Annotated in this window: 15 protein-coding genes; 11 read left to right on the forward strand and 4 right to left on the reverse strand. The window is 63.2% G+C overall.

Annotation, left to right across the window (positions count from 1 at the left end; all coding sequences use genetic code 11):
* Positions 1-2: 2 nt before the first annotated feature.
* From modA to DEHOM01_RS02605, 7 genes are all read left to right on the forward strand, one after another.
* A complete protein-coding gene (gene modA / locus DEHOM01_RS02575) occupies positions 3-800 on the forward strand; it encodes a molybdate ABC transporter substrate-binding protein (RefSeq protein ID WP_061211337.1) in 798 nt (265 codons plus the stop codon).
* 5 nt (positions 801-805) lie between these two features.
* Entirely contained in the window at positions 806-1,612 is an 807-nt protein-coding gene (gene modB, locus DEHOM01_RS02580; RefSeq protein ID WP_061211395.1) for a molybdate ABC transporter permease subunit, read from the forward strand.
* Positions 1,609-2,628 carry a sulfate/molybdate ABC transporter ATP-binding protein gene (locus tag DEHOM01_RS02585; protein ID WP_061211338.1) on the forward strand — a complete coding sequence of 340 codons (1,020 nt, stop codon included), beginning with the start codon at positions 1,609-1,611 and terminating at the stop codon, positions 2,626-2,628. The genes modB and DEHOM01_RS02585 overlap by 4 nt, the downstream gene beginning before the upstream one ends.
* A gap of 70 nt (positions 2,629-2,698) precedes the next feature.
* On the forward strand, positions 2,699-3,601 hold the full coding sequence (locus DEHOM01_RS02590) for an inositol monophosphatase family protein (protein ID WP_082738658.1): 903 nt from the start codon (positions 2,699-2,701) through the stop codon (positions 3,599-3,601).
* Positions 3,594-4,073 (forward strand): DUF4870 domain-containing protein, encoded by a 480-nt coding sequence (locus DEHOM01_RS02595; RefSeq protein WP_061211339.1) that lies wholly within the window; start codon positions 3,594-3,596, stop codon positions 4,071-4,073. Before DEHOM01_RS02590 ends, DEHOM01_RS02595 begins: the two co-directional genes overlap by 8 nt.
* A complete protein-coding gene (locus DEHOM01_RS02600; RefSeq protein ID WP_061211340.1) occupies positions 4,070-4,678 on the forward strand; it encodes a LysR family transcriptional regulator substrate-binding protein in 609 nt (202 codons plus the stop codon). Before DEHOM01_RS02595 ends, DEHOM01_RS02600 begins: the two co-directional genes overlap by 4 nt.
* Positions 4,679-4,717: 39 nt before the next feature.
* Positions 4,718-5,185, forward strand: coding sequence for an S-ribosylhomocysteine lyase (locus DEHOM01_RS02605; RefSeq protein ID WP_034372819.1), 468 nt, complete (start codon positions 4,718-4,720; stop codon positions 5,183-5,185).
* Positions 5,186-5,195: 10 nt separating this feature from the next.
* On the opposite strand, the gene DEHOM01_RS02610 is transcribed toward DEHOM01_RS02605, so the two are convergent.
* Positions 5,196-6,785: a dolichyl-phosphate-mannose--protein mannosyltransferase gene (locus tag DEHOM01_RS02610; RefSeq protein ID WP_061211341.1), complete on the reverse strand. Its 1,590-nt coding sequence runs from the start codon at positions 6,783-6,785 to the stop codon at positions 5,196-5,198.
* Positions 6,786-6,822: 37 nt separating this feature from the next.
* Between DEHOM01_RS02610 and rsmI the strand changes: the two genes are divergently transcribed.
* Positions 6,823-7,692: a 16S rRNA (cytidine(1402)-2'-O)-methyltransferase gene (gene rsmI, locus DEHOM01_RS02615; protein WP_082738659.1), complete on the forward strand. Its 870-nt coding sequence runs from the start codon at positions 6,823-6,825 to the stop codon at positions 7,690-7,692.
* A gap of 63 nt (positions 7,693-7,755) precedes the next feature.
* Here the strand turns inward: rsmI and rpmF are convergent, their stop codons facing one another.
* A complete protein-coding gene (gene rpmF / locus DEHOM01_RS02620; protein ID WP_016664359.1) occupies positions 7,756-7,926 on the reverse strand; it encodes a 50S ribosomal protein L32 in 171 nt (56 codons plus the stop codon).
* Between the two features lie 213 nt (positions 7,927-8,139).
* Here rpmF and DEHOM01_RS02625 point away from each other — a divergent pair, with 213 nt between their 5' ends.
* From DEHOM01_RS02625 to DEHOM01_RS02635, 3 genes are all read left to right on the forward strand, one after another.
* On the forward strand, positions 8,140-9,102 hold the full coding sequence (locus DEHOM01_RS02625) for a TatD family hydrolase (protein ID WP_061211342.1): 963 nt from the start codon (positions 8,140-8,142) through the stop codon (positions 9,100-9,102).
* Positions 9,099-9,998 (forward strand): 16S rRNA (adenine(1518)-N(6)/adenine(1519)-N(6))-dimethyltransferase RsmA, encoded by a 900-nt coding sequence (rsmA, locus tag DEHOM01_RS02630; RefSeq protein WP_061211343.1) that lies wholly within the window; start codon positions 9,099-9,101, stop codon positions 9,996-9,998. The genes DEHOM01_RS02625 and rsmA overlap by 4 nt, the downstream gene beginning before the upstream one ends.
* A gap of 61 nt (positions 9,999-10,059) precedes the next feature.
* Entirely contained in the window at positions 10,060-11,865 is a 1,806-nt protein-coding gene (locus tag DEHOM01_RS02635) for an ABC-F family ATP-binding cassette domain-containing protein (RefSeq protein WP_061211344.1), read from the forward strand.
* Between the two features lie 9 nt (positions 11,866-11,874).
* Here DEHOM01_RS02635 and DEHOM01_RS02640 read toward each other — a convergent pair whose 3' ends face one another.
* Both DEHOM01_RS02640 and DEHOM01_RS02645 read right to left on the reverse strand, forming a co-directional pair.
* A complete protein-coding gene (locus tag DEHOM01_RS02640) occupies positions 11,875-12,210 on the reverse strand; it encodes a hypothetical protein (protein WP_016664363.1) in 336 nt (111 codons plus the stop codon).
* Entirely contained in the window at positions 12,207-13,460 is a 1,254-nt protein-coding gene (locus DEHOM01_RS02645; protein ID WP_174519426.1) for a TFIIB-type zinc ribbon-containing protein, read from the reverse strand. Before DEHOM01_RS02645 ends, DEHOM01_RS02640 begins: the two co-directional genes overlap by 4 nt.
* Positions 13,461-13,491 lie beyond the last annotated feature (31 nt).

Genomic DNA, 13,491 nt, shown 5'->3' on the forward strand with positions numbered 1-13,491 from the left:
CGATGAAGCGCCTCGTAGGCTTGGCAGCAGCAGTGACGCTGGTTGCCGCATCGCTCGCGGGATGTAGCGGCGGTAGTGTCACTGAGGGGGCCGACGCCTCCCAGGACCGCACTACGGTCACTGTTTTTGCCGCGGCTTCCCTCAAGAGCACTTTCGAGAGGCTTGAAAAGGATTTTGAGAAGGAACATCCAAACGTCGATATCGTCTTGACGTTTGCCGGATCTCAAGACCTCGTGACCCAGATGGATGCCGGCGCACCTGCGGATGTCTTCGCCTCCGCCTCGCACACGTGGATGCAGAAGGCCAAGGACAAGAAACTCGTGACGGCTTTTCCTGAAATTTTTGCACGAAACTCGCTTGAGCTCGCCGTTGCCGAGGGAAATCCGAAACGCATTGAGGGCCTCGACGACCTTGCTGCACGTCCCGAGCTTGTCACGGTGCGGTGTGCAAGCGCCGTGCCGTGTGGAGAGCTCACGGATCGTCTTCTCAAGAACGCGGGAGTCGACGCTATCGAGTTCGATACCGAGCAGAACTCTGTGACGGACACACTCGGTTTAGTGGTCGCCGGGGAGGCCGATGCCGCGATCGTGTACGAGACCGACGTTGCCAGCGCCGAGGACACCGTTGACGGGGTCGAGCTCGCGGGTGCGGAGCGGCTCGCCAACACCTACGAAATCGCGGTCACGAAAGAAGCCGAAACGGCGAATCACAGCGAGGCTGCCCAGCAATTCGTCGACCTCGTTTTGAGCCACGAAGGCCAGATGGTTTTTGAGGATGCCGGTTTCGCCCCGGTGAAGTGAATCCCGTGAACCGTAATGGTGGAACGCGGTTTCCGGCAACCGTCGGACTCCTCGCACTCGTGGCGGGCCTGAGCATCCTGTTCCCGCTCCTGTCCCTCGTACGAGGAACGCAATGGGCGAGCCTCCCGGCGCTCGCGAGCGCTTCGGAGAACGTGACCGCGGCCCTGCTGTCGGTGACGACGGCAAGCCTCGCGTGCGCGATCTCGACCACTCTTGGTTTCGCCCTGGCTCTTGTGCTGGCGCGCGCGAGAGGGATCCTGTCGTCGGTACTGCGTGCCTTCGTGCTCGTCCCACTCGTGCTCCCTCCCGTCGTTTCGGGGATTGCGCTCGTCCTTGCCTACGGGCGTAATAGCCTCCTCGCACCGCTCATGGAGGCAGTGGGAGTGCGGATCGTGTTCAGTACGATCGCGGTCGTGCTCGCGCAGGTATTCGTGTCCCTTCCCTTCGTGGTGCTCACTCTGGAGAGCGCTTTTCGCGCGCGCGGATTCGCCGAAGAACGAGCGGCAGCGTCACTCGGGGCGCGCCCACGACGGGTTCTCACGACCGTGACCCTCCCGCGGTTTGCTCCGTCCATCCTTCTCGCTGCGACGCTTGCCTTCGCGCGGTCCCTCGGGGAGTTCGGGGCGACCCTGACGTTCGCGGGCTCGCTTGCGGGAACCACACGGACCCTGCCTCTTCAGATTTACCTCGCGCGTGAGTCCGACCTCGCGCATGCCGTGGGGCTGTCGGTGTTGCTCGCCGCTTTCTCTCTGCTCACGGTGTCGCTTGTGTACGCGCGAGGGCCTCTCACGACCGAGGGGGGCCAGCAGTGACTCTTCTGATCGACGTTTCGTGCCCGGAACGGGGAGTTGAAGCTTCCCTCGAGGTGGCGCGTGGCGAACACATCGCCCTCGTGGGGCCGAACGGTGCTGGAAAATCGACCATTCTCGAGGCAACCGCGGGCCTGCTCTCCGGCGACAGGAAAGCTCGCGCCCGCATCCAGGTGGACGGCGAGGATATTTCGCGCGTTCCCGTGCACCGTCGTGGCTTTGCCTCCCTCTCGCAATCCGCGCACCTCTTTGGGCACATGAGCGTTCTCGACAACATCGCCTACGGTCTTGTGAGCGGCGGCGTGAAAAAGCGTGAAGCGCGCGAGCGGGCGCGCGAGCTCGCCGCCGAAGTGGGGCTCGCAGGGTACGAACTCAGGCGCCCCTCAACGCTTTCGGGCGGCCAGGCACAAAGGTGTGCGCTTGCTCGCGCACTTGCGGTGGATCCCCGTGTTTTGCTTTTGGACGAACCTATGGCGGCGCTCGACGTCCGCGCCGCACGCGAGATACGCGGCCTTATCGCGAAGCTCACGCGCACGCGCACGCTCGTGTTTGCCACTCACGACGTTCTCGACATTCTCGCGTGGGCAGACCGCGTGTGTGCGCTCGAGGGCGGGCGCGTGGTCGAAACACGTAGCCGAGACGATGCGCTTGCCTCCCCGCACACGTCATTTCTCGCGGAGCTCGCGGGCCTTCAATGGGTCGAGGGGCAAATGCGCGAGCGCGGCGTTTTCGTGACCCGCGGCGGGATCGTCTTGAACGCAACCGGCGAATGCAGCGTGGGGCCGGCGCGTGCCCTCGTCGATCCTCACCTCCTTAGTCTCCGCGTTTCCGACGGTGCTCCGGAAGCGGGCGCGGGGAGGATCCGCGGCCTGTCCCGCATCGGGACTTTGCCCGTCGCGTTCCTCGAAGACGTCCCCGTTGAGATCCACGGGCATGACGCTGCGCGCGGGTCAATCGTGGAGGGGCGCGCGGGCAGCTGCGTGCAAATGGCGCCCGTCAGGGCCGAGTCGCTGACGTAAGGCGGCCCCGGCTCGCCCCGTGCCAGGTGCATTTCCAGATAAAGGGTTGGGCACGTGATGGAATAGAGGCGTGACTGAGAAACCTTCGGCCCCTGGCCTGCACGTGAACGAGTACGCGCAGCTGACCGCGATCGCGCGCGAAGCGGCCGGCGTTGCCGCTCGCTACCTCGCGGACGTCGGCGCCGGACTGGTAGAGCGCGAGTACAAGGCAAACGCTCATGACATCGTGACGATTCACGACCGCGCGTGCGAAGACCGCATTCGCGAGGTGCTCCTCGCGAAGTGCCCGGATGCCCGAATCGTGGGTGAAGAGGGCGGAACCCGCGAGGGCACGAGTGCCGTCACGTTTTACGTTGACCCTATTGACGGCACCTCGAACTTTGCGACCGGCAATCCGCTGTACGCCATCTCGATTGGCGTGGCGGTCGAGGATGTGCTCGTAGGCGGTGTGGTGAATGCACCTGCCCTCGGCATGGAGTTTTGGGCCGATGACACTGCTGCCTATCTGGGAACGAAGCGACTTGGTCCCAATCCCGAAAGAGCGCTTGCGGATGCACTTGTTCTTACAGGGTTCCCGGGACTTCGCGATCTTTGCGAGGATCGCGCATTCGCCGAACGCGAGAGGCTCGCCTTGCTCGAAAGCGCGGGGGCAGTGCGAAACCTTGGCTCGGCGGCGCTCGAACTGTGCTTCGTGGCCGCGGGGTGGGCGGATGCCACGACCCTCACGAGCATTAATCCGTGGGATATCGCTGCTGGCTTCCATATCGTTGAGAAAGCTGGCGGGAGTATTCGCACGTGGACGTGCAGCCCGGGTGACGTCGACGGAGCGGAGGCGATCCCACCTCAGGAATGCCCGGCGTATGTTGCCTGTACGAGTGAGAAGCGCTACGAGGAGCTCGATTCCTTGCTTGAGCGCGTCCACGCTTCTCGATGTGAACGATCCCTACGTAATGAAGGAGCCCACCATGAGTGACCAACCCTCGAATCCATACGGCTTTAGCAATCCCACGTCCGGCAGCCAGGGCACCGGCGCACCTGGCTTTAGCGGCCCCGGTGGCGTGACGAGCGATGAGCGCACCTGGGCCATTCTCGCGCACCTCAGTACGCTCATTGCGACTCTGGTCTCGGCCGGCTGGCTCGGGTGGGTCGGGCCGCTCGTGATCTACCTGATCTATCGTGACAAGAGCCCCTTCGTCCGCAACGCTTCCGCGGGCGCACTGAACTTCGCGATCAACCTTTTCGTGTACAGCCTCATCGCGTGGGGCTTCTTCTTCCTGGGGACCTTCCTCTCGTTCCTTCTCGTCCCGCTCGTCTTCATCCTGATCGCTGCGATCATTGGCCTGGCGATTCTGGTAGCGACGATCGTGATACCGATTATTGCCGCGTTGAAGGCAAACAACGGCGAGGCATACACGTATCCCTTTACCGTTGCGCTCCTCAAGTGAAGTCCGCGGAACGCGCGCGGCTTCCTGCGGGCGGCGCGCTTCGCGTGGGGTTCATTCCCGGGGTTGAGCCCGACGTCTTCGCGCGGCGCTGGCACACCGATCCCACGCGACCAGAATTGCAGCTGGTCCCGCTCGATGACCGCGCCCCCGAGGAAGCGCTCGCATGCGGGGCTGTCGACATGGTATTCGCACGGCTACCGTGGAACAGCGCCCCGCGCCCGGCAGGGCCCATTCTCGAGCGCGAGGATATTCATGCAGTACCGCTCTGGGAAGAACGGCCCGTCGCGGTAATCGCGAAAGACAATCCGCTGAGCCTCAGCGAGGAACTCACCGAGAGCGACCTTGAAGGTGAACATCAGTTCAGCCTCGAAGAATGCGGCGGGCCTAAAGGTGCGGTCGCGACCGTCGCCGCAGGCAATGGCTATGCCGTCATGCCCATGTCCCTTGCTCGGTTGCATGCCCGCAAGGACGTCACCCACAGGCCCCTCGCCGAGCGTGAGGGAACCAGAATCGTGCTCGCGTGGCCAAAAAGCGCCGACGATGACGTGCGCCAGGAGTTTCAGGGCGTGGTACGGGGTCGCACCGCCCGTAGCTCGCGTCGATAGGATGGCACGTAAGACTTCGACCTCCGAAAGGAAGACGCGATGAACGAGCGTATGAACGTTGAAAGCTTTAATCTTGACCACCGTACCGTCGCGGCACCGTACATCCGGGTCGCTGATCGCAAAGACCTCGGCGGCGTCACGTTGACGAAATTCGATATTCGTTTCACCCAGCCGAATGTTGACGCCCTCGAAACTGAGACTGTCCATTCGCTCGAGCACATGATGGCGGAGTTCTCTCGAAACCACAGCGACGACATCCTCGATATTTCGCCCATGGGCTGCCGCACCGGCTTCTACTTGCTCATGCGCGGCGAGCACACGCCCGAAGAGGTGGCACCACTCGTCGAGGCCACGCTCAACGACCTGCTAGAGGCACAAGCCGTTCCCGCGGCGAACGAGATCCAGTGCGGATGGGGCGCCCACCATAGCCTCGAGGGCGCGAAGAGCGCGGCACAGAGCTTCCTCGAGAAGAAGAGCGAGTGGCTCCAGGTCGAGGCGGCAGCCTAAAGAACCCGGGCTAGATCCAGGAATCAAACCACATGTGGGCGCGCCACAGGTCGTAAGGAATGACCTGGGCCGTCCACAGTGGCCACCAGAACGCCGAGGCGAGCGTCATCGTCACCACGAGTGAGGCGATCGCGAAGATTGCGATGCGGCGCCTCGTACGCGAAGCCGTGCGCGTCCCGAGCATGAGAGCGAACACGAAAACGATCGCCATGATGAGCCACGGCTCGAACACGACCGAATAGAACTGGAAGATCGTGCGGTCGAGGTACAGGAACCACGGGAGGTAGCCCGCGATAATCCCCGAGAGGATCGCCCCGGCCGTACCGCTTCGCCGTACGATCGCGACCACGAGCGTAACGAGAAGCGCCAGTGCCCCGAACCACCAAATGAACGGGTTGCCGAGATTCGTAATGGCTGCCGAGCATTTTTCGACCTCGCAGCCCGCCTCGCCGTACGTGTAGGACTCGTAGTAGAAGCTCGTCGGGCGGAGTTGGAGGAGCCAGAGCCAAGGTTTGGCGGCATACGTGTGCGTAGAGTTGAGCCCAACGTGGAACGAGTAAGCCTCCTGGTGGTAGTGCCACAGTGACGCAAGGGCCTCGGTCACCGGGTTCGACGCGTGTCCGTTCTCCGCCGCCCAGTTGCGGAAGTACCCGTCCTTGGAGGCAAACCACCCGGTCCACGAGAGCACATATGTTGCGAGTGCACTGCCGACGATCGCGAAGAAGGCGGGAATAGCATCGAGCGCGAAGCCGCGAAGTTTCCAGCGAGGATCGCCGAAGCGTCGACGCGCCGCCCAGTCCCACAGCACCGTCATGATGCCGAACACCGCGACGAAATAGAGCCCCGACCACTTCACGCCGCATGCGAGGCCGAGCGAAATTCCCGCGGCGATACGCCACCAGCGCACCCCTGTGACGTGCCCGAAGCCTTCCGCAGCCCCCTCGATCCTCCCGAGCGCATCGCGAAATTGATCGCGATCCCGGAGGAGAAAGTAAAACGCGAGGAGACAGAAGAACCCAAGAATCAGGTCGAGCAAACTCGTCCGGGAGTGAGTGAGGTGGACTCCGTCAATGGAGAGCAGGTAGGCCGCGAGAAACGCGAGAGCAGTGTTGCCGAGCAGGCGTCGGACCGTCAAAAACAGCATGAGGACGCCTAGCGTTCCTACGAGCGCTACGGAGATGCGCCAGCCCCACGGGTTGTCCGCACCGAGGGCCCACTCTCCGAGCGCGATCACCCATTTGCCGACGGGCGGGTGCACCACGTACTGGGGATCGGGCAGGTAGGAGTCGATGTCGCCGCGCTCGAACGCAGCCTTCGAGACGTCCTTCGCCCACGCGCGCTCGTTGCCCTCGCGAAGGAGCGTATAGGCGTCGCGCACGTAATAGACCTCATCGAAGATGAGGGTCTTGACGTGGCCGAGCTTATAGAGGCGCAGAGCCCCAGACCATACGACAAGGACGAGCGCGAGGATCCACGTCGTGGTGCGCTCGGTAAGTCCGAATGGCCCGCGGGCTTTCTCCGTTGATGGGCGCGCCGCTCGCTTGCCCGTCATCGGGGACACCGAAGACCCGCCGCTTCCACTCGCACGTGTATCACTCACGAGCCCATCCTAAAGGGCTGCGCGGTAGGATCGCACGGTGGAAACTGAGAACAAAACCGTGCTCACACCTGGAACTATCGCACTTGCCGCAACGCCCATCGGAAATCCTCTCGATGCGTCGTTCAGGCTCGTCGTTGCGCTGCGAGAAGCCGATCTGATCGCTGCCGAGGATACGCGACGCGTAAAGCGGCTGGCGAGCGAGCTCGGCATCAGGCTAACGGCGCGCACGCTCGCGTATCACGAACACAACGAAGTCGAGCGTACCGAGACCCTCCTTGAGGCGGCGAGAAGCGGGCAAAAGGTATTGCTCGTCACCGATGCGGGGATGCCGGTGGTCTCCGATCCAGGTTTTCGGGCGGTCGATGCCGCTGCCCGCGAAGGCATCGCCGTCGACGTGTTCCCGGGTCCTTCCGCGCCTCTCACCGCGCTTGTGCACTCGGGGATTGCCCCCGATCGCTTTGCCTTCGAAGGTTTCCTTCCGCGCACGTCGAGCAAGCGTCTGTCTGTGCTCGAGAGCCTCTCACGCGAGGCACGCACACTAATTTTCTTCGAATCTCCGCGACGCACGCGCGAATGCCTCGAGGCAATGGTCGACGTTTTCGGAGCCGAACGAGAGGCGTGCGTTGCACGCGAGCTCACGAAGACCCACGAAGAGATCATGCGGGGAACCCTTGCCGAGCTCGCCGCGTGGGCGCGTGAAACCGAGGTACTCGGCGAGATCGTGATCGTTGTGGCGCCGGCCCCGCCGCGCGAGGAGGACCTGGCTGATTTGGCGGCACTTGTGCTCGCGCGCGCCGAGACGGGGGAGCGGCTCAAGGACGCCGCGAAGGCCGTTGCGCGGGAACACGAGCGGGTATCCGCTCGAGAGCTCTACGACGCAGCTCTCGCGCACAAGAACAGAGGATAATCCCCCTATAGATGAAAGGGCGCCCCACCGTGAGGTGGAGCGCCCTTTCGCGAAGTGCTGAAATCAGCCGTCGATCTCGATGAGCCCGCGCTGGTACGCCTTCGCGAGGCGGCGCGGAACCGAGGCGGTACGACCGCGAACGGTAACCTTGACGAGATCGGTGGTCTCGGCCTTCCAGTTCGCGCGGCGCGAACGGGTGCGGGCCCGGGACATCTTAAACTTAGGCACTGCCATGATGCGCTCCTTGCTCGAACTGCGTGAAAAATCTGGGTGGCGCACGGGCTAGATTCCCCGGCTGGGTCCCACGGGATCGCCAAAGGGGAGTGCTCGCGCACAACAGGAATCAATCTAAGCATATTTTTGGCTTTTCCGCGCGCGAGGAGGCTTCGCGTGTGTTGGGCTTCACGGGCGCGGGGTCCGACGCTTGCCCCGCACTAGGATGGCCCCATGAGCAACGCAGTGAACTCTCGTTCCGCAACCGCCGAAAGCGGCCACACTCGCGATTTGACGTGGCCGGAGGCCCCCGAGCCTCTCCCCGGCCCCGTGATTGATAACCACGCACACCTCGACTTTTCCGACGGTGAGGGGTCACACGGCATCGAAGAACATGTCGCGTGGGCAGAGCGTGCCGGGGTACGCGGCATCATCACGATTGGCTGCGACCTCGTCTCAGCACGGTGGACGGCCGACGTTCTGCGCGGCGAGCATATTCCCCCCGAGCACCGAGCGTTCGTCGCAGAGCGCTTGCGAGGGGGTGTGTCGATCCACCCGAATGATGCGGTCAATCATGTCGTAACCGGCAAGGGACGCAACGGCGAGGAACTTTGCTCTCTTGACGAGGCAATCGCGGAGATTTCCGATCTCCTCGACACTCCCGGCATGGTGACGATTGGCGAGACCGGGCTCGACTGGTTCCGTACCTCCCGCAAGAAGCCCGAACGGCGTGAGGCGCAGATCCAAAGCTTCCGCATGCATATCGCGCTCGCGAAAGAAAAGGGCCTTCCCATGCAAATCCATGATCGCGACGCACATCGCGACGTTCTCGACGTTCTCGATGCCGAGGGCACCCCGGAGCGCACGGTGTTTCATTGCTTTAGCGGCGACGCGCAGTTTGCGCGCGAGGCCCTCGATCGTGGCGCGTACCTGTCCTTCTCTGGTACCTCGACCTTCAAAAACGCCGCCTATCTTCGCGAGGCGCTTGCCATTACGCCTCTCAACCGCATCATGGTGGAAACGGATGCCCCGTTCCTCACGCCTGAGCCTTTCCGCGGTCGCCCCAACTCGAGCTACCTCATTCCGCACACGATGCGCGTGATCGCTGAGGCGAAGGGCCTGAGCCTCGAGGAGGCGTGTGCGGGAGTCCTCGCGACCGAGCGAGAGGTCTACGGATTCGCGGGGGCAGAGGGGTGAGCGACACTTCGCGCGCGCTCGATAGCGGTACGCGTCTTCTGACCCCGCGCGATATTCGTGCGCTTGCCGAAGAGCGTGGGATTACCCCCACGAAGAAGCGTGGGCAAAACTTCCTGCTTGATGCCAACACCGTGCGCGCGATTGTCGAACGCGCGGGCGTGAAGCGCGACGACGTCGTGCTCGAGGTCGGGCCCGGGCTCGGTTCACTCACGCTCGGTCTTCTCGATGCGGGTGCATTTGTCGGGGCAGTTGAGCTCGATGAGGCTCTTGCCGCGCTCCTGCCGTCTACCGTCGCGGCGAAGCAGCTGGAGAGCTCGCGCCTCGCGCTCGTGCATGCGGATGCGCTCGCGCTCTCCGTGCTTCCGGTTCCGGAGGGTGCGCCCAGCGCTCCCACACGGCTCGTCGCGAACCTTCCCTACAACGTTGCGACTCCCATCCTCCTGACCATCCTTGAACGCTTCGAGGTGATCACCGAGGCGCTCGTCATGGTCCAGCTCGAAGTCGCCGAGCGGATCGCCGCAAAACCCGGCTCAAAAATCTATGGCGCGCCGAGCGCGAAGGCTGCGTGGTACGGCAGTAGCGAACTTGCAGGCCGTATCTCCAGGCGCGTGTTCTGGCCGGAGCCAAACGTCGACAGTGCACTCGTGCGCGTGCGCCGCGACCGCGTGCAGGCCGAGGGAGAGGCCCCGCGCGAAGCGGTGTTCGACGTTATCGACCACGCTTTTCTCCAGCGTCGCAAAACTCTGCGGGCCGCGCTCAAGCCGTGGGCAGGAAGCGGCGAGCGCGCCGGAGCGATCCTCGAGCGCGCCGGCATCGATCCTCAGCGCCGCGGTGAAACACTTGCGATCGAGGAGTTCATCGCCATCGCCAATAGCGCGCGCGCCGAAGAGGGCTAGAGCATCACATCAGCGGCCCCGCCGTTTCGTCGGTCGGGCGGCAGGGACGTAGGCTCGTGGCGTGAGTCTTCTTCTTGTCGGCGCCGAACAGCTGCATCTTCAGTACCCGAATCGAGTCGTGCTCGATTCTGTCACCCTCGGTATTTTCGAGGGCGATCGCATTGGGATCGTGGGGCGCAATGGCGATGGCAAGAGTTCTCTCATTCGACTCCTGTTTGGCGAACTTGAACCGTACAGCGGGCGCGTGACGCCGAGGAACGGCGTGCGCATGGGGCTTTTGTCTCAGTCCGACAACCTGGAAGAGACCTCGACAGTCGGGCAGGAAATCGTCGGAGATGCCCCCGAGCACGAGTGGGCCTCAGACCCAAAGATCCGCGACATTATTGCGGGGCTGCTGAGCGACATCCCGTTCGAGCGCAGCATCGGCGCGCTCTCCGGTGGCCAGCGCCGCCGCGTGGCGCTTGCCAAGCTGCTCGTGGGCGACTGGGACGTGATCGGTCTCGACGAGCCCACAAACCACCTCGACCTCGAGGGCATTCACTGGCTTGCACGCCACATCAAAGGGCGTTGGGGAGCTGGGCAAGGCGCCTTTATCGTCATCACCCACGATCGTTGGTTCCTCGATGAGGTTTGCACGTCGACGTGGGAGGTTCACGACGGCATCGTCGAGCCGTTCGAAGGTGGCTATGCTGCCTATGTTCTTCAGCGCGTCGAACGCGACCGTATTGCCGCGGCGACCGAGCAAAAGCGCCAGAACCTGGCCCGGAAGGAGCTCGCCTGGCTTCGCCGTGGCGCTCCGGCGCGAACGTCGAAGCCCCGCTTCCGTATCGAGGCAGCGAACGCCCTGATCGCGGATGTCCCTGAGGTGCGGAACCCATTGGAGCTCAAGCGCCTCGCGACTGCCCGGCTCGGCAAGGACGTCGTTGACCTCCTTGACGTGGGCGTGAGCTACGGCGATCACGTGATCTTTTCTGACGTCACGTGGCGCATCGCTCCGGGCGAGCGTACCGGCGTCCTCGGCGCCAACGGCGCCGGTAAGTCCACGCTCCTCAGTTTGATTGCGGGCACCCTTGAGCCTACGCAGGGCCGAGTTAAGCGCGGCAAGACCGTTGAGATTGCCGTCCTCGATCAGCAGTTCCGCGAGCTTCAGGACATCGCTGGCGAGCGCGTGCGCGACGTGCTCGCGCGCACGAAGACGACCTTCACGATCGATGGCAAAGACTTCACTCCCGCGAAATTGCTCGAGCGCCTCGGTTTTGCCAAGGATCACCTCTCCACACGCGTCGAGGATCTCTCGGGTGGCCAGCGTCGGCGCCTCCAGCTCCTCCTCGTGCTCTTGAGCGAACCGAATGTTCTCATTCTGGACGAACCCACGAACGACGTCGACACCGACATGCTCACGGCTCTCGAGGACATGCTCGATTCGTGGCCCGGAACTCTCATTGTCGTCTCGCACGATCGCTACCTCCTTGAGCGCGTGAGCGATCAGCAGTATGCGGTCATGGGAGGGACTCTCCGTCATCTTCCCGGCGGGGTGGACGAATACCTGTCGCTGCGCGCACAGGAAGAACGCGAACGCACGGGTGGGGGCGAAGGCAGTGCAAAATCCGACGCTACCTCGGCCCCGGCCAGCGGCCTCTCCGGCGCGGAGCGCAGGGCCGCCGAGAAGGAAGCCAGTGCGATTGAGCGACGCATCGATAAGCTCCGCTCGCAAATCGAGAACATCCACGCGGAGCTCACCGAGCACGACCCCACGGACTTCGAAGGCTTGACTGCGCTCGGTCAAAAAGTACGCGAGCGCGAGAGGGAGATCGCCGAGATCGAGGAGCGCTGGCTCGAGATCCTCGAGCAGATCGAAGAAGGCTGAAACGCGGCGCTAGGGGGAGATGCGGCGCACCCGCTCACGGGTATTGCCATTATTGCGCCCTGCCATGACCGTGCTTTTGACGCCGTTGCGACGCCTGCCGGGAGTATCGAACGCCTGGACATTCGACACGCCGATACGGGTCTCGCTTTCGAATCGATATTTCTTATCGGTGTTGCGGTAGCGCAGGAAGAAGAACGAGTAGATCGACGTGAAGACGATGAACGCGAGAACGAAGGGCGCGGCGATGACCGCAACGCTCACATCGTCGCCGCTACTCGAGCTAGATTCCGCGAGGATCTGGCCGGCGACGAGGATCGAACCGCTGGCCGTGAGAATGGGGCTCATAGGACGACCGCTCCAATCGCGAGGGGGAATGTGATGGCGAAGGTGGCGATCGCGGCGAGTGCAGCGCAGCCGAACAGCTTGACCTTGTCGACCGGAACCGAGCCCATCGTGCGGCCGTTTCGGCCGTTCACCGCGATGTAGTGGATCATGCCGGTGCGATCGTCCTGGTAGCTGTACAGCCAGATCGGAAGGTAGAGCGCAACCCAGCGCGTGCCGTGGATCTCGAGCCCTTCGCTTTCCCAGCGAACGCCGCGGTCGTAGTCGCGGATCATGAGGTCTGCGCGTGAGCGAGCGATCGAGAGAAAGTTGCTTTCGACCGTGTCGTCGATGTCGTCGATATCGAGGTCGCGGCGCTCCGACGTGAAGCCCGCAAGGTAGTTCGAGTTGTAGGCGACGGCGTTCTTCGTATCGAACGGGAGAATCGCGTTGAGCACATTGTTGGTGTTGATGCTCGTGTTCATGTTCGCGCGCGAACTGTTCGTTTCCGCAATGAGGTCGTCGACCGTGAAATCGAACTTGCGCCCGAGCGTGTATTCGCGAATATCCGAGACTCGTTCGTCCTGGTCGTTGCCGATGTGGCGCGTGTAGCGGCGGAGCGTGACCTCGCCTCGCCCCTCGATGGTTGCGGTGAGGTTGCCGTCGACTGTCATGTACGGCACGTACACGCCTACGACGTTCTCGGGCGTGAAGTTTGCCTTGAATTGGCTCGTGGCGAAGAATCGACGATCTCCGGCGAATTCGCGCACCTTTTCGACACCCTGTTCATGCGTGAGGGCGAAGGGCAACACGGCATCGGGGACGGCGCCATTCGGGATCTGTTGGTTGATCGATAGCACCTGACGGCACCAGTGGCAGCGCGCCTGGAGCGATTCGTTCGCTTTGATAACGACCTCGGCACCGCAGCCCTGGCACTTGAGGGTAACGACGGTGGTGTCGACGGCGATGTCATGCGTACCCGAGCCGCGAACAACGCCCCGTAGCTGTTCGATGGGGGAGTCGAGACCGAAGGCCGTTTCCACGACCTTCTCGTTGAATTCGAAGCGGCAATACCGGCACACGAGCGCCTGGTGCTGGAGCGAGTAGCCGATGTCGGTCGAGCCGCACCTGGGGCATTTATCGAAGCCGTCAGCTTTCCCACTTGCCGTGTTGACGACGTGCTCGGGGGTGGGGTCAACCAGCGCATCAACAACGTCTTGCGACGCGGTCCGACCCTTGACGACATTCGCATCACTCATGTCGGGGCCACTCACGTTTGGCGCTCCCTCGGGCGTGGGGCGCATC

Origin of the sequence: Dermabacter hominis NBRC 106157 (assembly GCF_001570785.1) — a bacterium.
In the GTDB taxonomy this organism is placed as follows: domain Bacteria; phylum Actinomycetota; class Actinomycetes; order Actinomycetales; family Dermabacteraceae; genus Dermabacter; species Dermabacter hominis.